Source organism: Clostridium sartagoforme AAU1, from assembly GCF_000401215.1.
In the GTDB taxonomy this organism is placed as follows: domain Bacteria; phylum Bacillota; class Clostridia; order Clostridiales; family Clostridiaceae; genus Clostridium; species Clostridium sartagoforme.
Window position 1 is genome coordinate 1 of the sequence record NZ_ASRV01000218.1, and the last position, 24,013, is coordinate 24,013.

The window sequence follows — 24,013 nt, forward strand, 5'->3', positions numbered from 1 at the left end:
AACAAAAAATGCACTACTTTTTCGTAGTGCATTTTAAAATTTCCAATTTTTTGGACCCCAGGGGTCTAAAAAATTGGTAGAAAATTGGAGTAAATATATTAAAGCAAAAGCAATAACTCCTAATAATCCTTCTAAAAGTAAAGTTAAATCTATTCCTACTTTCATGGTTAAAGTTCCTGCTATGGTTGGAACAATCATTGATGATAGACCAGTAAATATACTCATTGCTATTAATTGACTACTTCCCTTTATATTTTTATCACTTATCTCATCTATAATTTTTTTGAGGAAATAAGAATTAGAGGAGTAGAAAATAATTGAAAAATATTTAATATAATCATATCTCTAACATTGTTAGAAACACTAAATAGTATGAATTGTATAGTAATAGCTAAACAACTTATTTTTAATATATTATAAGAATTAAATCTTTTTAGTATTATTCCTCCCATAATATATGTTGGTATTTCTACAAGTGATTGAGTAAACCATTTTAATGAAATTTCTCCTCTGCTTGCACCTAATTTAATAAGCTTATCAACTACAGTACAATTGTTAGCTACAACAACTGAGTACATTAACAATAAAATAAACACAAGTAAAGTATATTTCTTATTAGAAAATATTTTTAATATTTCACCTAATGATACTTTTTTCTTTTTTTCAACCTTATCTATATCCGGAAGAATCTTCATATTAAAAAACATAAGAACTGATAAGGCTAATAGTGCTAATGCCATTCCCTTATAACTTATAATGCTAATTATATATGAAGCACATACGCTTCCTAGAGCCCAGCCTATAGATCCAAATGCTTTAATAAAAGATAAAGATTTTTTATATTCCTCACTTATATTTATTACCCAAGTGTCAAACATTCCGCAATTTGCATTTAATAATCCCCCTGATAAAGCAATTAATAAAATATGTAATCCAAGTAATTTTTCTGTCTGATTATATAGTAGACATGCTGTCAATGTATATAATCCAATTGAAATTATAATTATTCTTTTTACAGATTGCTTTATGTCTGAGATAACTCCAAAAATCACTTGAAAAAGTATTGTAGTAATTGCATAAGAAGATAGTAATATGCCTCTTTGCATTTCATCATATCCTAACCCCGACAAAAACGGGGTATAGTTAGTCATTACAAAAGCAAAACTTAAATAAGATATAAAATAAAATAATCTAAAATACTTATTAGGTGCTATGTTATTCATAATTTTTATATCTCAAAATTGAAGTCTTTCCTTTAATAACTTTACTATCTATGTTATTAAACAAATAAGAAATATTTTTTGGATTTTCTAATATAACCAATGGCACAACTATTTCCTTTTCACCTTCTAAAAAACTTTCATCAATTACAACTAGCTCTTGCCCTTGTTTTACTTTATCATTTAAGTTTACTTCTGCTCTAAATATATTTTTATCATTCTTAGCCGAATCAAGACCAATATGAATTAATATCTGCATATCATTATCTAAAATTAATCCTATAGCATGATTAGTCTCTGAGATAAAATTAACTTTTGCATTTCCAGGTGCTACAATTTTGTTTTCCAAGATCACAATTGCCATTCCATCTCCCATAGATTTTGTTGAAAATACAGCATCATCTACACTTTCTATAGAAATAGCTTCTCCTGATGCATAAGCTACTAACTCCTCTTGATTGATTTTTTTCTTAAATATCGATAGCATAACTTCTCCTTCTAAAATAGAATTTGTAATCTAAGTTTAGTTATAATAACAATAAGTGAAACAATGAAAATTAGTATTGATACTATAAGAGCTTTAATTTCTTTTTTCTCCTTCACTTTATCCTTCACAAAGATATTTTTAAATCCTATAAATTTGTGGATATAATATATTAAAGCAATGCTAGCTAAGAAATTCATAAAGATTATATTAGATATTAAAGTTATTCCTAGGGATATTCGATTTGCAAAAGATTCTTTATTACCTTGATATTCTTTAACTACATATGCACCTAGAAAACATGCTGAATAAACCATCAAATTTATTGTTTCTGTTATACTACTTGTAAATATATTCATAAAATTTACTTGCAATGAATTTGATAATATAATTATATTAACTCCATACAACATTGGAAGAATAATAAACATTATTAAAATACAATTCAATACCTTACTTTCATCATTTCTTATACTCATTAAATTAATCATTATATCCACCACACTATATTATTTTAAATTTGGCCAAAAATCTTTATTAGCTTCAATCAAATCATCTAAGATAAGCTTTGCAACTTTAACACTTGGAACTGTCTTATTCATAGCTAATGATTGCCATAATTTTTGATAGCTATTTTCAATAAATCCTTCAACTGCTAACTTTTCAGATGCAACTTGTTGTTCCATTAATCCTTTTTGGAATGTTGGGATTTTTCCTATACTTATAGGTTCTACGCTATCTTTTCCTACAATACATGGAATCTCTACCATTGCTCTTGGATCAAAGTTTTCTATTGCACCATTATTTTCTACAATTAATAAGAATCTTTCCTTAGTATTAAATGCTAATGCACATGCTAATTCTACAATAAATCTACTATGCTCACTTGGGGCAAACCATGTTCCTTTAGATGTTCCACTAGTTGCTATTCTTTCACATTCTTCAAATGTATCTTTTTCTCTTCTATCCATTATTTCATTTGCTCTAGTGTAATTAGGATTTTCATGTTCTACAGTTTCATCACCCATTAAATAATACTTTAAGTAAGTATTAGGTAAAGTTTCTGGTTCTATTTCTAATAAGTTTTTAGCTGCTCTCATAGTTGCAAGCCAACTTGTTTCTTTATGTTGTCCTTGTGGAGTAAACTCTTCATATCCATGCTCTGAGCAGTATTTCTTTAGTTCAGGCATTAAATCTTTTCCATCCTTATCCTTTATGCTAGTCCACCATCCAAAATGATTTAATCCATAATAGCTAACATCAATTGAATAATTTCATTTCTTCATCATCAGATTCACGACCTGGAGTTTTTAAATCAAACTTTTTGATCATGAATGTAAATACAAAGAACCATATAAATGCAAATACTATTCCTATAACAACCTGAGTGATATATGTCTTATAATGATATGCACCTAAAGGCAACCAGTTTAGTGCAACCCAATTTATAAGCCCTCCACCAAAATCTCCAACTACTCCAAGAGCAAATGATACTGTTGATATACATGCATCTAATAAAGCATGCACAACAAATAAACTAGGAGCAATAAATAAGAATGTGAATTCTAATGGCTCTGTAATACCTGTTAACATTGCTGTTAATGTAACTGGCACCATTAATCCTAATAACTTTTTCCTTTTCTCTTTTCTAGCAGTTGCATAGAATGCTCCAAAAACCCCTATAGATCCAAATACTTTAGCCATACCAGATAAAGAGAATCCTATTGGATACATTTCTTTTAATGTATGTACATTTGTTTGAAAATCTTGTATATGAGTTGCCCAATAAACTGATGTTCCACCTGGAACTATTACGCTATCATAACAAAATGGTGCATATATGAAGTGATGTAATCCTGTTGGTATTAAAATCTTCTGTAAAAATGCATAACACCATACTCCTAGATTTCCACTGTTCATAAAAAACGTTTGCAAATGAGTCATTCCTATTTGCACTTTTGGCCAAACAATACATGTTAATAATGCAGTAGGTATCATAATAAAGAAACATATAGCTACAACTAATGATGATCCTCTAAATATTCCTATCATGTCTGGAAGTTCTGCATCAAAAAAGCGATTATGAGCCCAAATTACAATCCCTGCAATAAGTAATGCTCCTACCATTCCTGTATCTAAGGTTTTTATTCCAGCAATATTAGCTAGTCCATTTCCTGTTACAACATCTGCTGCGAAATCAACCCCAAAATTACTACCCCAGTGTTGTAGCATTTTCCCAACGAAATAGTTGAATGTTAAATAAGTTGCAACAGATTCCAAACAAGCTCTAGCTTGTTGTTTTTTGGCTAATGCAATTGGTAGCGCCAGTGCAAAAAGTAATGGTAACTGACTAAATACCATCCATGCTCCTGCAGAAACAACATCCCACATTTGATACCATAAACTATTAGGAGAAGCAAGTGATCCCATAATCTGTTCGTTCATGAAAACAATAGAAAAACCAACCATAATACCAGCAAAGGCAAATAATAATGTTGGAGTAAACATTGCTCCACCAAACCTTTGAATTTTCTTCATCATAAAATTATTTTCCCCCTTATTAAAAATATGTCTTAAGGCCTTCGACATTTTCATATTAGCATAGTAAAAAGAAGTCTACAATTGCTTTAAAGCCTTAAAGAAATTTGAACTATTAGATGAAAAATATGCACATCTCATGTGAAAAATTCACATAAAAAAGGATTAGAGCGTGCACTCTAATCCTTCACTTAACATTCTATGTTTCTTATATATACTGTACTTAATAAATAGTAGTTCTGCTAATACAAAATATAGCATGGTCATTTGGTATGATGGATGTAATTCTAAAATAGATATTTTAGCTGCTGATATGTACATTACTTCATCACTTATATTCGATAATTCATTATCCTTTAATTCTGTAATTGCAATAATCTTACATCCTCTAAGCTTTAGATTTCTTGCAATACTAATTATTTTTTCACTTGATCCACTTAATGATATTAATATAACTACATCATTTGCTCCAACCATATTATAGAAGGACTTATCAAAGGTTGTACCTCCGAAATCATATATTTTTTCTTGGCAGGATAAAAACATTCTCTTTATTTGTTTGGCAACGGAACTTTGTATATCCCCTGATCCATATACATAAACGTGAGTAGATTCATATATCATTTTGCAAATTTTATCGTAATCCTTTTCTCTTTGGCTTTCGATAAAGTGAATAATAGAATCACATGCTGTATAGTATGCTTCATCGCTTAATATATCCTTTTCCTTTACTTCCCAACTTAATAATACCTTAAATTCGCTATATCCCTTTAATCCAAGCTTTCTTACGAATCTTGTAATTGTTGTTCTTGATACATTACAATTTAAAGCTAATTCATCTATAGTTTGAGTACTACTGTCCTTTTTGTTTAGAGAAATATACTTCCAAATAAATAAATCTGTGCTATTTAAACTCGAATAATTTTTATAAACTAATTCTTCTAGCTGCATACTATTAACTCCCTTTTCATTGCATATCTTTTATTTTATCAAACTTTTATAAGAAAAGATAGTTCCCCCTCCTTAAGATTAATGTACATCGTTTATATTTTGATTATAAGAGCTAAATTTATATGCCTATCAAATATAATCACAGAACTTTTTACTTTCAAGTATCCCATAAACTATAAAACACTTAATTTTGATGATATACTAACAAGCATATGTATATAAGCTTTACATGCCTTTGCTTCTATAACTTTACAATAAAGTTTTTTTATTTCTACTCACCTCTAGAAGCTTTCCAGAAACCTTTGTATAACCTGTGGTATTCTAAATCCAAAAACAGCCTTTCGGCTGTTTTTAAATTAATAAATATTAATTGTATATAATGTTTAAACTTATTTTATATTTGTAAATGATTTAGAGGGGTTAAAAATATTTCTCTACATCTTCAATTTTTTCTATATCAAAAATATCCGTAGCTATTATATCTATAGTTTCTTCTGATAATTTCTTTATTTTTTTCTTATATTCATCTGGTACAGACTTAAACTTTTTAATAAGTTGTTTTATAAGAATCTCTGCCTTTCCTTCTGCTATTCCTTCTTTTATTCCTTCTTTTATTCCTTCTTTTATAGCTTCATCTCTTATCATCTTTCCTATTTCAGTCATACTAACTACCTCCTTAAATTTTCTCTTTGATATTTCATCTCCAAACTTGTCAAATAAAGCATACAATAAAGTTAAACATTGTAGTTTTTCATTACTCTCAGATATTTTATCTGCAAGTTCTATACTTTCTAACGTTCTTTTACTCCTATTTTCCTTACTTCCCATTAGAGGAATAAATGTCAATGCTAATATATCTTCTCCTGTTAGTTTTTCACCCTTCGAGATTTTATTTCTTAAGTATTCTAATTTTTCATCCCCGTCTAATTTTTTCATATAAAAAACTTCTATATTGTATTTTATTGTTCCTGCATCTATGTATGTTTCTACATTTTCTATATCAGCAGAATATATAACAATAGTCCTTACTTTTCTTTTCTCTTTATAATATAAAGATGCATCATAATATAAAAATCTTTTTATATCATCTTTTTTATTAGTAGTCTGAAACTCAAAATGCAAATAAGAGCCATCTTCCGTATAAAATAAATAGTCTGTATAATTAGTTCTTATTTCTATATTTTTGATTTCAGTTTCTGCTGCACTAATTATTTTAGTATCAATACCAAAAAACTTTACGGCGTTATCCTTAAAAAACTCCATAGCCTTTTTTAAAACAGCATCCTCAACCTTATTATAATCCATAAGTATCTCCTCTTTCTAGTTATTTCTTATTACTTATTATTCCCAAATAAAAAGACCTTATGCGAATATATGTTCTTTTATTTTTATCTATGATATTTTTGAAAACCTGTTATAATCTACAAACAACAAATCAACCCCCAAATTAAAACAACTTTCAATTCCTTATTAATTACCAATTATCAATTATCCATCAAAACTACGCCCATCCTAAAAGCTTTTTCTCTAAGATATCATAATCATAATCACGACCTTTAAAATTATTAAATCTTAATTTCTTAGGCTCTCTGTAATTTTCATAGCTTTTGTTATTTTTATCTTGTTTTATAATATTTTGATTTAAATAAATTTCAAACTTATCTCCAAATAAAGTTTTTGGGTTTAAGTACTGCTCAAATTCAGTATCTTTCCAAGTCTTAACCTTTTTATCAACAACAATTTTAAAGTCATCAACACTATAGCCTTCTTCAAGCTTATTATTAATTAACATTATGGTAATCTTGTTATTTTCTTTATACCTAGTTCCAAGTTTTGAATTTAGGTATTCAAGTATTTCATTAACTTCTCTTTTATATTTATATATATTAGTGTCTATAGTAGATGAGTTATTTAATAGATTAGTCTTTGTTGAACATTTTAATGTACTACCCTTGGACATTTCTGTAGATACCCCATTATCATTTTCATAGTGAGCCTCATCACAATTATGTTTTTCCTCTACTAAATTACTGCTAGAGTCATCATTTTTAAGGACACCATGGACATTATTTTTTGCATCATTATTTTTATCACTATTTTTAACATTCTCATCATCAGCATCTTTAAAGTCTTCATAAAACTTTTCACCTAATTTAAAGTAAGAAAAAGTGCCTCCTTCTTTTTTTGTATAATGATTTAATATTCCTAAATCTCTTAACTTAAGCATTCTAGCCATAATTGATCTTTTTTCTAAAGCTAAATAAGGCATTTCATTAGCAAAACTTTGATAGCTAACCCAGTAATACTTTTCGCCCTCAATAATCTCACAATTCATTCTTCCACTATCTTTAAAATCAATAAAGTACCTAAGAATAGCTACATCCTTTATATCTAAATTTAACTTTTTAATCATAGAAACTGAAAATCCTAAAAATGAATATTGCATAAACCTTTTCCCCCTAAAATAAATACTTTGTACTTCAATTAATAAATACCCCTGAGTTTTATTTTTTGAGAAAAATATTTTTAAATTTCTTTTAGACTTTTCAAAAACAGAAAATACAAGTGTATAATGCAAATGACGATGAATTGAAGTTATTAGCTATCACAAATAATGATAGCTTATTTTTAGTAAGAGAGGTCATAAGTGACAGTACTGATTTAATTGCTACTTGTGAATCTATTTGTGTTGGAACAAGGTGCAGATTACAAACAAATATTAATGTGTAGTTGTTAGCAACATAAAATATTAAGCAAAAAGAGTGTCCAATTTAATCTATTGGACACTCTTTATTTAACTCTCTATAAATTTTCATTTAAAATTTATATTATACCCTCTATCCCCTTTATACCCTGTTATATATTTAAGAGGTGTGCTTACTATATTTTTTATTGTATTTCTTCATTAAAAGTGTTCCAGCTATAATTAATAGGACTGATGCTACCATAATATATATAACTGATTCATCTCCAGTCTGCGGTAAATTATTTCCATTGTCTATAGTATTTGTATTTCCATTGTTATTATTGTTTCCACTATTATCATTATTATTATTTTCTTCAGTAGAATTCCCTATTTTCTTTACTACTATAATTCTTGATACTATTTCTGTATTTCCAGCATTATCAGATACTTTATAAGTAATTGTATATTCTCCTTCTTTTGCTGTATCAATAGTTCCTAATACAATTATTTTAGACGTTAAATCTCCATCTCTATCATCATTTGCACTTACTCCATCCATAGGATCAAAATCAGTACCTAATTTAACTACATTATTTCCTGGTAATTTTATAATTGGCTTTGCAACATCTTTATCTACTGTAAAGTAGTTTACATCTGTTCTTGCTAACCCACCAAATTCATCTGTAACTTCTGCATACCAACCATATACACCATTTTCTGCATTCTTTAATGTATAAGCTATATTACTATCATTAGTAACGTTATTTACTACTCCAAAGATTTCATCACTATAGACATTTACATTTAAGTCAGTTGTTTCAATTGTCTTTTGGCTTGACTTTATACCTAAATCAGAAAAGGATATTTCAAAGTCTTCTTCTCCTAAAATAGTATCTGCACCTGTAACTGTATCTTTTGCATTGTAATCATCTAAGGAAGGAGAATAAGTTCTAAATAAAACTTTCTCACCCTTTAAATCAAAATGCATTAATCTCATATATCCCATACCACCTTCAGGTAACCCTTGATAGTCAAATAACATTTGATAAACTTTTCTATCATTTATTCCATCGCCATCATCATCAAATTCATTTATTATTGTTTGTGCATTATGATAATGTCCTGAGAAAACCATACATACATTTGAATTCTTAGAAACTACTTCATTAAAAATTCTTTGTGGCTCTTCTCCAAGTCCTCCACTTGCAAGTAAATATTCATGAAAGTTTAAAATAGCTTTTCTTTCTGGATATTTCTTAAGGATATTATTCATCCACTCTATTTCTTCATCACCAACTCCCCAACCTACATACATCATTATAAAGTCAATTCCACCTACAGTTATTAAATCATAATGAGCTCTATTATTCTTATAACTTTCTCCATACCATGGATTTTTTTCAAATCTACTTTGTCCAAAGTAAGTACTGTAATTTGTATAATCTTGTGTTAAATGATCCACATCATGATTACCTGCAAGTACTCCATAAGGTAAGCTAGCATCATCCAACTTTTTATAAGCTGCATCTGCATTTTCCCACTGAGAAATCATTTCTGCATCATCTATAATATCTCCATCATGAAATAAATATTGTATATTCATTCTTGGTCTATTTGCAAGTATCCAATCATGTATGTTTAATTGATGTTCATACTTTCCAACAATATTAGGATTATCTGCTGTATCTTCATTATAATATTGTGTATCACTTTCAATAGCAAAAGTAAAATCATAAGAATTTCTATCTATATCATTTTCATTACTTGTTTTAATATTAGGATTTGTAGAAGGAACAGCTGGAGTACCTTCTTCATATTGTGTTGGAGTATATCCTTCTCCATTTTGAACCATAACTTTTACTTTGTTATCCTTTAAATGTTCCTTTAAAGAAATTGATCCAGTTAATTTTATTTCATCTTTATTTTCTTCCATCTCTGCCTTAACAGCATCAAAAACACCTGTTTTATAATTATATACATACATTTTTGTCTTTAAATTATTTGATTTTCCCTTCCAATCCACTTGAATTATAGAATTTTCATTTACTTTATCACTTAACTCTATATCAAATTCTTCATAAGGAAATCCATTATTAGAATTCTCGCTAAATGCTTGTCCACCACTTCCTGAAGTCTGACTAACTCCTTTTGTTTTAGATATATTGTAATCCCCTAAAATATATCTTTCTCCTCTTTTAAAAGCTACACTCATAATATCATTTGTACTATCCTTTGCTTCTATCGAAAATATTGGGTCTGAATTTAATATTGCTCCAGCACCTGGCTTAATTTCTAAACCTAATTTTGCATTTTCTTCTGGAATAATAAATTTAACTTCTTTTGTATATTCATTATTACAGTTATCAATTGCATTAATTGTAAAATTATGGACCCCAGGGGTTAACTCTAATGATCTAAAGGTATATGGCAATTCAATCTTTTTGCCATCTAATTTTACTGTTGTAGATTTAACTCCAGAGAGTTTATCAATGAAATCTACATTAATTTCATTTGTTCCTTTGTATATTTCATTGTCCTTAATATTTGTGATTATTTCAGGTGCAGTATTATCTACAATAAACTTAACATCTTTACTTTCATTAGATAAAGTTAATTTACCAGTTAACATATGCTCCCCATCTGTAAGCTTTGTGGTATCTATTTTATATCTTATTGCATTAAATAAATCATCACTTGGGGTAAATATAGCATTTAATATTTCAATCTTTCCTGCTGAATCTCCCATTTTTATTACTTCTTCTGGATTCTCAAATCCTTGTGGACGTAATATACTTCCATCTGGTAATATCAATCTAATATTTTTAACAACAAAGTCATCATTATTTTCCCAATTATGCTCTAATGGATTTGCCTTATTACCTGCATGAATATCAATTTGGATTTTTTCACCCTTATTAAAATAAATTGGATCTACGTCATAAGCTACCGTATCCCAGTTATCATAAGTTCCTTCATTGAATATTCCAAGTACAGTATCGCCAATTGCAACTGCATTTTTAAAAAAGGTATCTGTGTCTTTAATATCAACTACTATTTTAGCCTTATTTTCTATAGATGGAATAGCTTCAAAAGTTTTATCTTCTCCATCTAGGAAAAGCTTATCCCCAGTTGTTATTAGATTATCTATCTTAGATAAATACTTATTTTCATCTATATTAAATTTAATATTTGAAGTATCAACTTCAGTATTTGTAATCCTATTAACTTTAGTTTTTACTACTTTAAATCCATCACTAACTTCAAAATAATAATCAAAGTAAGCTTTTCCTATTAAATCATATTTATAAATTTCCTTTGAAAATATGTCTCCATCTGCTTTTAATAAATTATATGTTTCATAATCATTCATTTTATTATTTTTATAACTTAATTTAACTGTTTTAATATTAGTTTCATTAGAACTTGCCTTTAATTTAAAGGTTAAACCATCTTCAATAGTAAAGTTTCCAGCTGTTATATCCTCTGTTACTGATTCGTTTTGTGGAATAGTGATATTAGCTTGTACCGGTTTATCGCTATCTTTAACAGTACCTGGATCAGGATCTGATTTATTAGTAGTCATAATGCTTTTACTACTACTTTCATCATATCGATACTTTATTGATTTGTCTGCTGATGTATCTTTTACCCCATTCATATTATAAGAAATAAAATCAACTTGCTCTTTTATACTAGTAGTAAGCCTAAGAGCCCGTGCCCCACTATTTGCCATTCCTCCATTGGATAATTCAAATAAATTTACATTTAGTTCTAAATTAGTCTTAAAATTATTATTAAAATCCTCTACTGTTAGTTGATTATTATTACCATTTTTTATCCAAAAACTATGGTTGCTTTAGGTTGAATTTTAATATCTTTATTAATATCTACCCATAATGTATCACTGGCATCTCCATTATCAGGATAGTTATAATATAACTTATAGTCATTTAAGTTTAATTCTACATCTGAATTATTATAAACTTCTATAAATTCATAAGCATCAGAGCCATTAACATTTTTAGAGTCTGGTAATATTTCTGTAATTAATAACTCTGGAATTTGAATTTCATTTATTTTAACATTTTCTTCAGCTATATATTCTGTTGCTAATAATGTCTTTGTGCTTGCCGCCATAACCTCCATTGGTTTTGCAAGCATTAGAGTTGTTAACCCTAAAGAAAGTAACTTACTTTTATATAGTTTTTTTCTAATCATAATATCCTCCCTTAATATACTGTTATCACAGTTCTAAAACTCTACCTGTGGAAAAGTATATCATAGGAGAAATTTACCTAATATCACACCAATGTAAATTAGTGTAAATCTTTATTAACAATAACTATAAATTCTTAACTTTCTTTAAATATTTTTAACTTTACTATTTTTTATTCTTATTTTTCAAACTAAAAAGAGTGCCCAAATTTGGACACCCTTTTAACTAAATATCTTTATTATCTTATAATCTATATTGTAATAAAATACTTGCCTTCTTGTTATTTTTTTTCTCCCATTCATTAATTAAATGGCTATAAATCTCTTGATTATGTACCCTTTTACCTATATAAAACTTAAGATATTCCTTAGAAAAGCTACTTTTAAACTTGAAAAGATTATCTTCTAAAGAGTTAGTTAATCCTCCACCAAGATGAAATATTTTTTTGCCATTACTATTGGCATATTTAATAGCTTCCCATAACAATAAGTTATTAGGTGCAAATTTTAAATATTCTTTTTTGCTTCCCGCTAAATGGTAATGGAAGTACTCTTCATAACTCATGAATATAGCTGATGCAATAGTTTCATTATCATATTTAACATTGAGCATAATATAATTTTTATCTTCTTGCATTGTATTGTAGTATTCATCTTTAAAGTAATAATAGCCTTCTGCATCAACTTTTCCCATGGTTTCCTCATATATATTCTTAAATGTAGAGTAATCATTATATATTTCAACAGTAAGACCATTTTTTTCGGATTTTCTAATCATATTTCTGTTTTTACCTTTTATATCATCCATCCAAATTTCATCTTGAGGTTTAGAAACATCTACTACTACAGTAGTTCTATTTTCTAAAATAGTTATATTTTTATTAAAAACCTTCTGATTTTTAATACATGGATGAAATCTTATAAATTCAGCAACTATATTATTTTTATTACAAAAATTTAAAAATTCATTTTCAAAATTATTTAAAAATCCATCTTCATCTGTAGATGAAATAGGTCCTCCATAACCATATGCAGTTTGTATATCATAGTAGTCTTTATCTAAATTATATCCTTCAATTTTATTCATTAAAAAGGGATATATAGCTACTTCATCTTTTTCTTCATATATAAAAAGTTTAGCAATTCCATCACCATTCTTTTCATACAAATTCATATATTCCCTTGTAAAATATATATCTCTTTTTCCTTACTAAATATTTCTATATAAGCGTTCCATTCATTACAACTACTATCTAAAACTTTATGCATTAGTCGCACATCCTTTTTGTAAAATAAAATTCTTCAATTAGATTTACAATTCTCTTCATATCCTCAATATCATATCTTTGGTCTATAGGAATAGTAAGTATTCTTTGAGATATATAAAGGGAATTATCATATTCTTCTATCCACTCCTCATTTTTCAAATTCCAGTGAACAGGACAATATACTCTATTTTTCATTAAAAACCTTCGAAGCTCATCCCTATTTTCTACAAATATAACATAACCTAGAGGCACGGCCTCTATTTCAGTTGAAGAAAATAATGGCTTGATTTCCTTAATTGCTTCCAAGCTCTTTTCTAAATATATAAAATTATCTATTCTTCTTTTATTTATATAGCTTATATCAATATTATCTAACAATTTTTTAGATGTTTCATCAATTTTTCTTGGAGATAAATCTTCATAATAATATTCTTCTGCTTTATTAAATAAATCAAGATATTCCTCTTCATTGCCAATATTAAAACCAATACATAATGTTTTAGAACTCCTAGCTCTATTTATGATTTCATAATATTTATGGTTAGTATCCTGCAAACTTATCTTCTCATTACAAATTAATAAACTTCCATCAATAGGTAAGAATTTTCTATAGCTATTAAATACAAAATCACCAATAAAATTATTTTGTTTATTAAACCATAGCATTTGAACTGAATCTTCAATTATCTTAATATTTCTTTTCTTAAGAGATGAAATATATTTTCTTGTACTAATACTATGATAAAAGCCAAAATAATTTACAAATAATATTCCCTTAACATTTACTTCATTAAGTACATCTTCTATGCTATTTATATCAATAGACAAATCTTTATTAATACTATAAAAAGCATACTTTATTCTACTTTCCTTCAATTTAATAAGCATTGTAGGACATAAATAAGATGGAATTAATACATATTCATCCTCTTTTAAATTCAGTGCTTGAAAAATAAATGCCAGTGAACTTTGCCCACCAGATAAAAAATTCATATTGTTTTCATTCTTAACAAAGTTTCTAGCTTCATTATTATATATATTATGTTGAAAATAAAATTCTCCACCAATAGGCTTTATATATCTGTCCACAATATCAACTCATCCTTCATTATTTTTCTTTTCAATTTTCTTCCCAATATGTACTTCGTCATTTCTGGCTCAATACCATAACCAGGTCTTTTATAAGTAAGCATATGCTTTTCAATTATAATACCCTCTGCCAAATCATCAGCTGCAACTATACTTCTTCTAACATCCTTCATTATAAGCTTTTCTCTTGCTGTAGGCTTTTTAATTCCATCACCTAATAGTTTTTCTGTATTTCTAATAGATTTTACAAAAGCTTTAAACTCTTCTGGTGGCATAGAAGCCTTATGATCAGGGCCATCCATATTTCTATCTAAAGTTATATGTTTTTCTATAAATTCAGCTCCTAAAGCAACTGCTGCAATACCCGCTTCACATCCCATAGTATGATCAGACAATCCTACTGGAACCTTAAATGCTTCTCGCATAGTAACCATAGCTAATAAATTAACATCTTCAACTGCTGTAGGATAATCAGTAACACAATGCATTATCTTAATCTTTTTATTTCCAGTAGATTTCAATACATTTATAGCTTTTTCAACTTCACCTAATGTACTCATTCCAGTTGATAATATTATTTCTCTACCTGTTTCTCCAAGCTCTCTTAAAAATTCTACATTAGATACCTCTGTAGAACCTATTTTTATAATAGGTAAATTCAAACTAACTAAATAGTTTAAACTCTCTGTTCCATCTGGTGTGGATATAAATAAAATCCCTCTTTCATTACAATAATCTTGTAATACTTTAAATTCTTCAAAAGGCAACTCTAATTTTCTTATCATATCAAGTTGACTTTCTACAATAGGCATGTTTTCCTTTTGGTACTCAGCTTTTTCAGCAAAAGCTCCTGTGCTTTCCTCTGCCTTAAATGTTTGAAATTTTATGGCATCTGCACCACATTCAACAGCCATATCTATTAACTTTTTAGCAATTTCTAAATTACCATTATGATTTACTCCTGCTTCTGCAATAATTAAAACTGACATAATATCAACTCCATATAAGTTTTTTCTTTAATAATTTATCACCAAGTTCAATAGTTTTTAGTACCTCAACTATTTCAGTACTAGTATTGCCTTCTCCATAAAGACTATCTATAGTTTTCACAAATTTTTTAAAATCTTGACTTATTGCTTTATTAATAGCACTTTCTATATTATTAGCTTCATAATCACAACTTAAAATATTTTCTGCCATAAGCCTACCTTTTTGTCTATTACCTATATTAACAACTGGCTTTTTTAAGAAAGGAGCCTCAACTAATGCACTTGAAGAATTACCAACTATAGCGCCACATAAGTTCATTACACTTAAAAATCTTAAACTTCCAAGATTCTTGTATAAATAAACATTTGAATTTCTTTGTTTAAATTGTTCTAGTTTATCTATTATAAGTTTTCCCCCATTATCTGCATTTGGATATGTAATTACCATTCTTTTATTTAAATTATCAAGCGCACTTATTAAATTATCTATTTGTCTCTCTAAATCATCAATTTCTAGTGTAACAGGATGATACGTTACTAAAAGTGTGTCTTCATCAACTTCTACACCCAAATCTTCAAAAATTTCTTTTTTACTTAAAAGTTTTGTCAGTTTAATATTTTCGATTCCAGGATCTCCAACATTAAATACTCTAAAATCTTCTTCACCCATATTTTTAATATTTTCAACATAGCAATCAGCACCTGGGAAATGTATATGTGCCATTTTTGTTATAGCATGTCTTATTTGCTCATCCATAGCTCCCTCTGTAACTTCCCCACCAGAAATATGAGCTATAGGTATATTCATAGCCATAGCCGTTGCTGCTGCTGCAAATATTTCATATCTGTCTCCAAGAATTAAAAGTATATTAGGATTCAAATTTGATAATACTTCAGACAAATTACTCATTAATAATCCCATTTCCTTTGCAATGTTTACACCATCATTGCCATCCATTAAAATTGGAATTGAATAATCTATTTTAAAGCCATCTTCTATTATTTCACTTATTGTTTTTCCATATTTATCTGAAAGGTGAGTTCCAGTCACAATAAGCTGAAGTTCTAAATCATTATCTTCATTTATTTTTTTCATTATATTTTTTAATAATCCATATTCTGCTCTCGTTCCTGTTACAACTGCAATTTTACGCATTTTTATTACCTTCCTTTATTAAAAGTTCAGCTATACTAAAATCAAGAGAAGTATCTATATCTACAGAACTCATATTATCCATAATATAACCAGTTAAATTATCAGGTTCAAATGTTTTAGTTTCAATTAGTACATCTGTTTTAATTATATATATAGCTCCATTAATTCTATAAACATCAGGCAAATCCTGTCTTCTTGTTATATTTTTACCTTCTTCTAAAAAATAATCAAGTTTATTTCCATTAAATACGTTACTCCAATAAGGATTAACTTCAGCCTCACATACAGAAACAATTGCATCCATATTCGTTTCCTTAAGCTTTAAAAAAGCTTCATCTATATGTTTTTCATTTCTTAAAGGTGATGTACATTGAAGCAAACACACATACTTAGGAAAATAATTATATTCTTCCTTTAGTCTATTAATTGTATATAAAATAGCATCTATACTAGGCGAACTATCCGTTGCAAGTTGCTGCGGCCTTAAAAAAGGCACTTCTCCACCAAATTTAAGCGAAACATCTTTTATCTCTGAATCTTCAGTAGACACAATGACTTTATCAATATATTGGCTAGCTTTAGCTGCTTCTATAGTATAAGCTATAAGAGGTTTTCCATTTAAATCCTTAATATTTTTTCTTGGAACTCCCTTTGATCCACCTCTAGCTGGCACAATTGCAAGTATTTCCTTCATATAAAAATTCTCCTTATAACAACTTTATAATATCTTAACTGTATCAACTCTATTAATATATCAATAACATATTTACTATCAATATAAATAGTACCCTTGCTTTCCTTTGATTGTCAACATCAAACTATTTTCTATTATACAATTATTATATACTACATTTATTTTATTACAAACATAAAAAACATATCAAATAAAGGTATCTATTATATCTATGTTAATGTTAATATGTTCTTTTTATTTAAATAGAAAGAGTGCCCAAATTTGGACACTCCACATATTAAGCTAAAGAGCAAATATTGTTGTTTCTTTATTTATACTTTATCTTTCAGAACAAATTGTGCCAGGATATGTTTTGTATAGTATTCCTAATTTATTCTTTTTAAAGATCTCACACTTCATTATTATATTATTACTTGTTTCATCATTTATAATTTCTCCCAAGTTAATTAATAATTCATTCTTCTCTTTTCCTGTGTTTTTAATAAGTATATATTCATAATTGTAATTAATAACTTCAATATCTTCATTAGTATTTAAATCTTTTATAATCTTGTTAATTTCTAATCTTGGAAGCTTTCTCTTAGAAAGTTTATTATTTTTATTTCTTCTTATAATATTATTATATAGTTCTTTAATAGTTGTAGAAGTAAGATTTTTAGGTAAGCTATGTTCCCTATCATAAACTAAATGATAATATTTCATTCTAATATCATCATCTACAGCATCATAGCTATTCGAATCAAAAGAAATTTTAATTCCATATTTCCACTTGTTATTTACTTTATCTACGTGCAAAACATTACCTTTAACAATAATACTTTCACCTATATATTCAATCTTAATATATATCTCTTTATCATAAGGTATATATTCAGGTTTATCTAATATTATTGCCATACCATTTTCAGATATATCTGATATTATACCTTCTATTTCATTTTCATCTAATAATATCTTTACATTAATATTAGAATAAAACCTCTCTTCATCTCTAAAGTTTATTCTACCTATCATAAAGAAAACAGCCATAATCAAGAAATATAAATTTAAAACTAACCAGTATAATAAAACTATACTACCTACATTTTTATTTATAACAACATCCTTAAAGCAAAATACTAATGCAATTAAACTTGTTATAATTAATATAAAATGAGGAATAGCATACTTAATTTCACTATTTCTTTTTATTAATGAGTTCTTAGGAGTAACAGCAAATTTATTTAATCTAATACCTATACTCTCTAAAAATATTGGTATTATCATATAAGGAAAAATTATAGTATCAACTATATTACTCCATTTTTGATTTCTTATATTACTTGATAATATTCTTAATGACATATTATATAAAATATACGATGGTAACCAAATAAACAAAATTTCTTTTAATGAACATTCAACAACTACAATTCCAAAGACAATAAACAAAATTGGAGATAAAATATAAATAAATCGCCTTAGGAATGTCCACCAATAAAGTAAACATGTCACATAGCTAAGCTTTCCTCTTAAAGATAAATCACTAAATAAGAAGTCTTTATTTCTTATAGTTTGAACACATCCTCTTCCCCATCTTTGCCTTTGCTTTATTAAACTCTTAAAATCATTTGGAGCTAATCCATTTGCTAAAACCTTTGGTATAGAATAACACTTATATCCTTTAGCTTGAATTTTTATTCCCGTTGCAAAATCTTCCGTTATTGTTCCTGTAGTAATTCCTCCTACATCCTCTAAAGCTCTTCTTGATATAACAGTATTAGAACCAGCATAAATTGGGGTATTAGTTCTATTGCGTCCTATATTTACTTCTTTGAAAAAATAATCTTGTTCATTAGGGATGTTATTTTCTAAATATAAATTAAATTGAAATAAATCTGGATTATAAAAGCTCTGCGGTGTTTGAATAAAGCCGACTTTTTCATATTCCCCATTAGAATCCTTTAAAAAGAAATAGGGTACTGTTTCCATCAAAAAGTCTCGCCTTGGAATCATATCTGCATCAAAGGTTACAATTAAAGGAGAACTAGTATTTTTTATTGCATTATTTATATTCCCAGCCTTTGCATCCTTATTATCAGATAAACCCAAATATCCAACTTTCAAAGTTTCTGCTAACTTTCTCATTTCTGACCTATTAGAATCATCACAAATATATACATGAACCTTACTTTTGTCTGGGTAATCCATATTAATACATCCATTTATAGTTTTATATAAAAGCTCTACTGACTCACTATGAGTAGCTACAAAAACATCTACTTCTGGATATAAATCTTCTTCAATCTTAGGTAATTTGGGATATTTTATTGAACTTAAATTTTTATAATGAGAAAATGCTTCTATAGCACCAATAGTTTCAGCTAGGACAAGTGCTATCCCTGCTATTAAAGATACTATTCCTCTCTCAAAGGGTATAGTAAAAAATATACGCCATAAAATATAAATCACTGTAGTTATTGTGGTTAAAATTAGTAGTAGCTTCTTCTTAGTTAAACTTTTATTATTCATAAAAAACCTCCTATTATTCTCTAGAAATATATACAATAGAAGCAATAAAAATAAATATATATATTATAGCTAATATATTTTTAACAAAAGTTTCCTTATTATTTCCCAATATAGTTTTTTCAAAATAGCCAAGTTCATTCCATATACTATACTCTTTAGTAAAAGTAGCAAACTGATATAAGGAATCTATATCTTCATCTAACCACTTACCATGATTTATAATATTATCTTTTATCTTATTAATTTCTTCATCATAAGATTTAGTGTTCCTGTCTTTTATTTCTCCATCTATTACATATTCACTTAAATATTCAGAAGTATAAAAATCTCCCCAAACCTTCCAATCTCTATCTATAGCTGGTCCTAAATATTTTGTTATTTCATCAATATAATTTATAATATTGTCATCACTCAAAATATCCTTTCTTAAAAGGTTATACCTTTCTATAAGTTTTCTTGTAAATTCAGGATCTTTAAGAAGTTCTTTAAACCAAGGAGCATCATGCATTGCTGTAGAATCTATTTTTTGCTGTTGTTTCTTATAATTATCAAAAGCAGCATCAAAATCCCAAACTGGTCCCATTTTCAATTTTCCATAAGCTTCTTTGTATATATAAGTAGAATGATATCCTGAATCATAATTAGAAAAAAGTTCATTAATTATAAAATAATCTATAAAGGATTCTACATCTATATAATCGCTATATTTATAAAATTCCTTTTCATCACTACTAAATAAAGTTCTTTCAAAATTATCTATATCATTAGTTATATACTCTAAAGTTTCTTCAGTTAAATCCTTCTTATATGGATATTTAACTTCTAAATACTCTGGAGTTAATTTATTTATAGTTCCATAATTATTTAATGTTACTCCAGTTTCATCTAATCTATCTCTTCGTAAAATATAAGAAGATGCAGTAAACTTATTATCATATTTGGATATAGAAAGTCTGTTATCTCCTCTTTTTATACTTTCCATAAATAAATAAAGTCCTTTATACTCTAAATTATCCTTATTTTTATAATAACTTCACAATATCTAGCCTCTGGAACATTTTCCATAATCTTCGAAGATAAACTTAATGCTAAATAATTTCTTATAAGAGATTTATCTATATACGAAATATTTAAAATCCATTCATATTCTTCTCCCATTCCAAATATATCTTGTGTATTCTCACTTCCATCATCATTTATAAGCTTTATAAAGTATTGCTTTTTAGCATAATTTATAGAAGTGTTTCCTCTTAGCCTTATCTTCATTTTAGATTCTAATTTAGGTATATCTTTAACACTATTTATGTTATTTTCATTATCTATTAATGTTATATTGCCTTCTATATATGGATCATCATTAATTGGAACAAAATACTTTTTTCATCATCCCATAATATATCAGCCTTTATATTTTCTCCATAAGTGTCAATAACAACTATAGGTAAATGAGACTTAAAGTCAGTATTTATACTATTATCAGTATTTATATTTGAATTAGGTTTTTGTATAAACTTATTTTCAATCTTCATGTCACTTTTATTGTTATTATCTTCTTCTAATAATACCGCTAAAAATATACTGAATATAAATAAACTAATTATAATAAAAAGACTCATTATCCTTTTTGAGATGTACTTGTTAGTTATCATCTATTTATGTCCTCATTTTGACAAACTATATTGACAGCTGTAACACCATCTATTAAGTAAAGCTCTTTAGTAATGGAACTATCATTTTTATTGTATTTATCCATTATATATTTAGAAATTTCATATATATATTCAATTTTTTCAGCTGTGGTATTTTTAACCCTCATTAAGGCCTTGCCATTATAATATAATAAAATTTTCTTTTCTATATTACTTTCACCTTCAATTTTTGAATGTATAACTAAAAGATATTTATCATTTGATTTAACATATCCAAATATAAGAAGAAATAAAAATATAAATGCACTTCCTATAGAAACTATTAAATACTCTGATGCTCCACAACATATCCCTACTACTATGCACCAGAAAATATAAACTGCATCACGAGGATCTTTTATAGCCGTTCTAAAACGTACTATAGATAAAGCCCCAACCATACCAAGAGACAAAGCAACATTATTTCCAATTACAGCCATCACCATTGTTGTTATAATTGTTAACATAACTAATGAAACATTAAACCTTGCGCTATAGACAACTCTTGAATGAGAAAATCTATAAGATAAATAAATAATTAAGCTAAAAACTATTGCAACTAAAAAATTAACTATTATTTGTTCTACTGAAATAGTATTAGAACTTTCTGCTAAATACTTTAATAAAGTTTCCTTCATATAATCATCCCCCAATAAAATATCCAATATTTCTTGCCATACAGTATTTACTTGCCGATACTTCTGAACTATTTGCTAAATTAACAATATCCTTTATATAACTTAAAAGAAAATTGTTATACTTTACCTCAAGGATAGTTTTATAGCTAATACTACATAATTGTAAGTTCTTTGAAAATATATCCATATCAGCTTCTGTTGCTTTTATATTAGAATCAATAGTAATTCTTGTATTATTTTCTTCTACTATAAAAGCTTGCCTGCTATACTCTACAATACATTTAGGTTTATATAATTTTGTAGTCATTAAATAATATATTTCTCTAGAAAAATCTGAATTTATTTCAAGCAAAGCACTATAATCAGAATTAATAAGTCTTTCTCCAATTTCCCTGCTTATAATTAAGCTCCTCTTTAACTGCATCTCCCCCTTTTTTCCTTAAGTTCAAGTTTTAAAATATTAGAGTCTAAATCATAAGTCCTAAGCCTTAACTTTTTTCTATATTCTATACCATCTTCTTTATCCATATAATCATTATCAAAGATAGTATCAAAATATAAACTTCTTACCATATACCCATTTTCTTTATTATTTATATCTGGTTTTAAAGCAACCTCTAAAGTACTTTTTAACTTCCTTGATACTATATATGGCATTTCATATTTTTTTTCCACTCTAAAAATATTTATTATATTCAAATTCTTTTGCTCCCCCTATTTTCTCCTATTTTTGCATTTATTTTTTATTTTATATATTTTATAATTCTTAAACTTAATATATTCCTAAATAGTAAAAAACCCTTAGTAGAATATTTTATTTATTCCACTAAGGGTTTTTGTTATTTCTTTTTCGTACTTTTGGAGTGCTTCCATTATAACTGCTTTACCGGAGGTCCATCACAAGGATATTGTAAAACACCCCGCCTTCTGCTACCGATTGATTGCTAGCTTCTGATACTTACTAGTTGGTTTATCAACTATTGTATATTTTATTATATTTTTACTTATTAAATCATCTATAGCTCTCTTTATATTTCCTGTAAGAGTTTTACTTCAGAATGATATGCACCCAAAAAGTTAGACACTGAAATTAAGAAGTGTATAATAGAAAAGAGGTTCATTTTTTACATTCACCTGCTAAAACATTTTTTCATTCTCTTTTATAAAATCCTTTTGCATTTCTATATAATCAACCAATGGTTTTATATTGTCAAATGTTGATTCTTCTAAGGCCCTTTTATATTCATCTGAAGATTCACCATTCATATATTTTAAATCTAACCTATTATCTAATAATTGTTTTAAATATATAAATCTGCCTATTCTACCATTACCATCTTGAAATGGATGTATACATTCAAATTCAAAATGGAATTTTGCTATATCGTAAATTGTAACTTCCTTTAAACTATAAAAATTTTCTATAAGCACATTTAACTTATCTTCAACTTCCCAAGGATTCGCAGTATCAAATTTAGCTCCAAGTATTCTATTTTGATATTTTTTAAATACTCCTGCTAATCCCATATCATACAATCTTGTTCTATACATTAAACTAGCATGCCATTCTTTTATCATTTCTAAAGTGAGATTTTCATCTATTTTATCTAATACCATATCAAAAGTATAGAAAGAATTAACAGTTTCTTGAACATCATCTAAAGTATGAACTCCCATTACTATATTTTTTTCAAATAAAAGTTGAAGTGCTTCTGTTGTAAATGTACTTCCCTCTATTTTATTTGAATGATATATAAAATCGTATTTTAAAATTTCATTTAAAGAATTGTGAATTCCTTTTGTTTCTTTCAACACCTTTAAAAATCTATTATAATACTCATTCTTCATTATATTCTCTACACCTCATTAATAAATTTCATTATATA

The 24,013-nt window shown here is 27.2% G+C and carries 24 protein-coding genes and 2 pseudogenes; 2 read left to right on the forward strand and 24 right to left on the reverse strand.

The annotated features are described in order from the left end of the window. Window positions 1-73: 73 nt before the first annotated feature. On the forward strand, window positions 74-238 hold the full coding sequence (locus A500_RS21480) for a hypothetical protein (protein ID WP_242835162.1): 165 nt from the start codon (window positions 74-76) through the stop codon (window positions 236-238). Window positions 239-272: 34 nt separating this feature from the next. Here A500_RS21480 and A500_RS17240 read toward each other — a convergent pair whose 3' ends face one another. The 9 genes and pseudogenes from A500_RS17240 to A500_RS17275 all read right to left on the reverse strand — a co-directional run bounded on the left by A500_RS17240 (window position 273) and on the right by A500_RS17275 (window position 7,639). After that, on the reverse strand, window positions 273-1,223 hold the full coding sequence (locus tag A500_RS17240; protein WP_016208849.1) for an MFS transporter: 951 nt from the start codon (window positions 1,221-1,223) through the stop codon (window positions 273-275). Further along, window positions 1,216-1,707 carry a PTS sugar transporter subunit IIA gene (locus tag A500_RS17245; RefSeq protein WP_016208850.1) on the reverse strand — a complete coding sequence of 164 codons (492 nt, stop codon included), beginning with the start codon at window positions 1,705-1,707 and terminating at the stop codon, window positions 1,216-1,218. Before A500_RS17245 ends, A500_RS17240 begins: the two co-directional genes overlap by 8 nt. A gap of 11 nt (window positions 1,708-1,718) precedes the next feature. After that, on the reverse strand, window positions 1,719-2,195 hold the full coding sequence (locus A500_RS17250) for a hypothetical protein (RefSeq protein WP_016208851.1): 477 nt from the start codon (window positions 2,193-2,195) through the stop codon (window positions 1,719-1,721). Window positions 2,196-2,213: 18 nt separating this feature from the next. Then, window positions 2,214-2,969: pseudogene (locus A500_RS17255) on the reverse strand (family 4 glycosyl hydrolase); the annotation flags it as partial. After that, complete coding sequence (locus tag A500_RS17260) at window positions 2,965-4,245, reverse strand: alpha-glucoside-specific PTS transporter subunit IIBC (RefSeq protein WP_016208853.1); 1,281 nt, start codon at window positions 4,243-4,245, stop codon at window positions 2,965-2,967. The pseudogene A500_RS17255 and the gene A500_RS17260, both read right to left, overlap by 5 nt. Before the next feature lie 162 nt (window positions 4,246-4,407). Continuing rightward, on the reverse strand, window positions 4,408-5,193 hold the full coding sequence (locus tag A500_RS17265) for a MurR/RpiR family transcriptional regulator (protein ID WP_016208854.1): 786 nt from the start codon (window positions 5,191-5,193) through the stop codon (window positions 4,408-4,410). A 113-nt stretch (window positions 5,194-5,306) separates the two neighbouring features. Continuing rightward, a pseudogene (locus A500_RS21485) lies at window positions 5,307-5,435 on the reverse strand (transposase); the annotation flags it as partial. A 178-nt stretch (window positions 5,436-5,613) separates the two neighbouring features. Then, window positions 5,614-6,498, reverse strand: coding sequence for a DUF4351 domain-containing protein (locus A500_RS17270; RefSeq protein ID WP_016208855.1), 885 nt, complete (start codon window positions 6,496-6,498; stop codon window positions 5,614-5,616). 196 nt (window positions 6,499-6,694) lie between these two features. Beyond that, entirely contained in the window at window positions 6,695-7,639 is a 945-nt protein-coding gene (locus A500_RS17275) for a conserved phage C-terminal domain-containing protein (protein WP_016208856.1), read from the reverse strand. A 119-nt stretch (window positions 7,640-7,758) separates the two neighbouring features. Between A500_RS17275 and A500_RS20575 the strand changes: the two genes are divergently transcribed. Next, entirely contained in the window at window positions 7,759-7,923 is a 165-nt protein-coding gene (locus tag A500_RS20575) for a hypothetical protein (RefSeq protein WP_157453697.1), read from the forward strand. A gap of 134 nt (window positions 7,924-8,057) precedes the next feature. On the opposite strand, the gene A500_RS17280 is transcribed toward A500_RS20575, so the two are convergent. The 15 genes from A500_RS17280 to A500_RS17330 all read right to left on the reverse strand — a co-directional run bounded on the left by A500_RS17280 (window position 8,058) and on the right by A500_RS17330 (window position 23,975). Continuing rightward, complete coding sequence (locus tag A500_RS17280) at window positions 8,058-11,612, reverse strand: immunoglobulin-like domain-containing protein (RefSeq protein WP_016208857.1); 3,555 nt, start codon at window positions 11,610-11,612, stop codon at window positions 8,058-8,060. A 101-nt stretch (window positions 11,613-11,713) separates the two neighbouring features. Then, the gene (locus A500_RS19740; protein WP_016208858.1) at window positions 11,714-12,097 is read right to left on the reverse strand and encodes a lamin tail domain-containing protein; all 384 of its coding nucleotides are present in this window, start codon (window positions 12,095-12,097) and stop codon (window positions 11,714-11,716) included. Window positions 12,098-12,338: 241 nt separating this feature from the next. Then, window positions 12,339-13,268 carry a lipid II:glycine glycyltransferase FemX gene (locus tag A500_RS17285; RefSeq protein ID WP_016208859.1) on the reverse strand — a complete coding sequence of 310 codons (930 nt, stop codon included), beginning with the start codon at window positions 13,266-13,268 and terminating at the stop codon, window positions 12,339-12,341. A gap of 94 nt (window positions 13,269-13,362) precedes the next feature. Then, entirely contained in the window at window positions 13,363-14,451 is a 1,089-nt protein-coding gene (locus A500_RS17290; protein ID WP_016208860.1) for a DegT/DnrJ/EryC1/StrS family aminotransferase, read from the reverse strand. Next, window positions 14,436-15,440 (reverse strand): N-acetylneuraminate synthase, encoded by a 1,005-nt coding sequence (neuB, locus tag A500_RS17295; protein WP_016208861.1) that lies wholly within the window; start codon window positions 15,438-15,440, stop codon window positions 14,436-14,438. The genes A500_RS17290 and neuB overlap by 16 nt, the downstream gene beginning before the upstream one ends. A gap of 4 nt (window positions 15,441-15,444) precedes the next feature. Then, the gene (gene neuC, locus A500_RS17300) at window positions 15,445-16,596 is read right to left on the reverse strand and encodes a UDP-N-acetylglucosamine 2-epimerase (protein ID WP_016208862.1); all 1,152 of its coding nucleotides are present in this window, start codon (window positions 16,594-16,596) and stop codon (window positions 15,445-15,447) included. After that, on the reverse strand, window positions 16,589-17,290 hold the full coding sequence (locus tag A500_RS17305) for an acylneuraminate cytidylyltransferase family protein (protein ID WP_016208863.1): 702 nt from the start codon (window positions 17,288-17,290) through the stop codon (window positions 16,589-16,591). The genes neuC and A500_RS17305 overlap by 8 nt, the downstream gene beginning before the upstream one ends. A gap of 318 nt (window positions 17,291-17,608) precedes the next feature. Continuing rightward, complete coding sequence (locus tag A500_RS17310; protein WP_016208864.1) at window positions 17,609-19,801, reverse strand: glycosyltransferase family 2 protein; 2,193 nt, start codon at window positions 19,799-19,801, stop codon at window positions 17,609-17,611. Between the two features lie 13 nt (window positions 19,802-19,814). Continuing rightward, complete coding sequence (locus A500_RS19745) at window positions 19,815-20,783, reverse strand: CotH kinase family protein (protein ID WP_051993194.1); 969 nt, start codon at window positions 20,781-20,783, stop codon at window positions 19,815-19,817. Between the two features lie 23 nt (window positions 20,784-20,806). Then, window positions 20,807-21,067: a CotH kinase family protein gene (locus A500_RS21785; protein WP_051993195.1), complete on the reverse strand. Its 261-nt coding sequence runs from the start codon at window positions 21,065-21,067 to the stop codon at window positions 20,807-20,809. A gap of 74 nt (window positions 21,068-21,141) precedes the next feature. Beyond that, window positions 21,142-21,330, reverse strand: a complete 189-nt coding sequence (locus A500_RS20580; RefSeq protein WP_157453698.1) for a hypothetical protein — start codon at window positions 21,328-21,330, stop codon at window positions 21,142-21,144. Window positions 21,331-21,446: 116 nt separating this feature from the next. Then, entirely contained in the window at window positions 21,447-22,127 is a 681-nt protein-coding gene (locus A500_RS17320; protein WP_016208866.1) for a DUF4956 domain-containing protein, read from the reverse strand. A 4-nt stretch (window positions 22,128-22,131) separates the two neighbouring features. Next, window positions 22,132-22,551: a VTC domain-containing protein gene (locus A500_RS20585; protein ID WP_157453699.1), complete on the reverse strand. Its 420-nt coding sequence runs from the start codon at window positions 22,549-22,551 to the stop codon at window positions 22,132-22,134. Next, complete coding sequence (locus A500_RS21790) at window positions 22,542-22,802, reverse strand: VTC domain-containing protein (protein WP_157453700.1); 261 nt, start codon at window positions 22,800-22,802, stop codon at window positions 22,542-22,544. Before A500_RS21790 ends, A500_RS20585 begins: the two co-directional genes overlap by 10 nt. A 462-nt stretch (window positions 22,803-23,264) precedes the next feature. Further along, the gene (locus A500_RS17330) at window positions 23,265-23,975 is read right to left on the reverse strand and encodes a Fic family protein (protein WP_016208867.1); all 711 of its coding nucleotides are present in this window, start codon (window positions 23,973-23,975) and stop codon (window positions 23,265-23,267) included. Between the last annotated feature and the right edge of the window lie 38 nt (window positions 23,976-24,013).

What these genes read in the sequence shown, in the direction of transcription:
- A500_RS17275 (WP_016208856.1), bottom strand. Translation starts at nt 7,639, where the DNA reads ATGCAATATTCATTTTTAGGATTTTCAGTTTCTATGATTAAAAAGTTA.
- neuB (WP_016208861.1), bottom strand. Translation starts at nt 15,440, where the DNA reads ATGTCAGTTTTAATTATTGCAGAAGCAGGAGTAAATCATAATGGTAAT.
- A500_RS17250 (WP_016208851.1), bottom strand. Translation starts at nt 2,195, where the DNA reads ATGATTAATTTAATGAGTATAAGAAATGATGAAAGTAAGGTATTGAAT.
- A500_RS17240 (WP_016208849.1), bottom strand. Translation starts at nt 1,223, where the DNA reads ATGAATAACATAGCACCTAATAAGTATTTTAGATTATTTTATTTTATA.
- A500_RS17305 (WP_016208863.1), bottom strand. Translation starts at nt 17,290, where the DNA reads ATGAAGGAAATACTTGCAATTGTGCCAGCTAGAGGTGGATCAAAGGGA.
- A500_RS19745 (WP_051993194.1), bottom strand. Translation starts at nt 20,783, where the DNA reads ATGGAAAGTATAAAAAGAGGAGATAACAGACTTTCTATATCCAAATAT.
- A500_RS17245 (WP_016208850.1), bottom strand. Translation starts at nt 1,707, where the DNA reads ATGCTATCGATATTTAAGAAAAAAATCAATCAAGAGGAGTTAGTAGCT.
- A500_RS17270 (WP_016208855.1), bottom strand. Translation starts at nt 6,498, where the DNA reads ATGGATTATAATAAGGTTGAGGATGCTGTTTTAAAAAAGGCTATGGAG.
- A500_RS17280 (WP_016208857.1), bottom strand. Translation starts at nt 11,612, where the DNA reads ATGGCAAATAGTGGGGCACGGGCTCTTAGGCTTACTACTAGTATAAAA.
- A500_RS17330 (WP_016208867.1), bottom strand. Translation starts at nt 23,975, where the DNA reads ATGAAGAATGAGTATTATAATAGATTTTTAAAGGTGTTGAAAGAAACA.
- A500_RS17265 (WP_016208854.1), bottom strand. Translation starts at nt 5,193, where the DNA reads ATGCAGCTAGAAGAATTAGTTTATAAAAATTATTCGAGTTTAAATAGC.
- A500_RS17310 (WP_016208864.1), bottom strand. Translation starts at nt 19,801, where the DNA reads ATGAATAATAAAAGTTTAACTAAGAAGAAGCTACTACTAATTTTAACC.
- neuC (WP_016208862.1), bottom strand. Translation starts at nt 16,596, where the DNA reads ATGCGTAAAATTGCAGTTGTAACAGGAACGAGAGCAGAATATGGATTA.
- A500_RS20585 (WP_157453699.1), bottom strand. Translation starts at nt 22,551, where the DNA reads ATGCAGTTAAAGAGGAGCTTAATTATAAGCAGGGAAATTGGAGAAAGA.
- A500_RS21785 (WP_051993195.1), bottom strand. Translation starts at nt 21,067, where the DNA reads ATGAAGATAAGGCTAAGAGGAAACACTTCTATAAATTATGCTAAAAAG.
- A500_RS17320 (WP_016208866.1), bottom strand. Translation starts at nt 22,127, where the DNA reads ATGAAGGAAACTTTATTAAAGTATTTAGCAGAAAGTTCTAATACTATT.
- A500_RS17285 (WP_016208859.1), bottom strand. Translation starts at nt 13,268, where the DNA reads ATGAATTTGTATGAAAAGAATGGTGATGGAATTGCTAAACTTTTTATA.
- A500_RS17260 (WP_016208853.1), bottom strand. Translation starts at nt 4,245, where the DNA reads ATGATGAAGAAAATTCAAAGGTTTGGTGGAGCAATGTTTACTCCAACA.
- A500_RS20580 (WP_157453698.1), bottom strand. Translation starts at nt 21,330, where the DNA reads ATGAAGATTGAAAATAAGTTTATACAAAAACCTAATTCAAATATAAAT.
- A500_RS19740 (WP_016208858.1), bottom strand. Translation starts at nt 12,097, where the DNA reads ATGATTAGAAAAAAACTATATAAAAGTAAGTTACTTTCTTTAGGGTTA.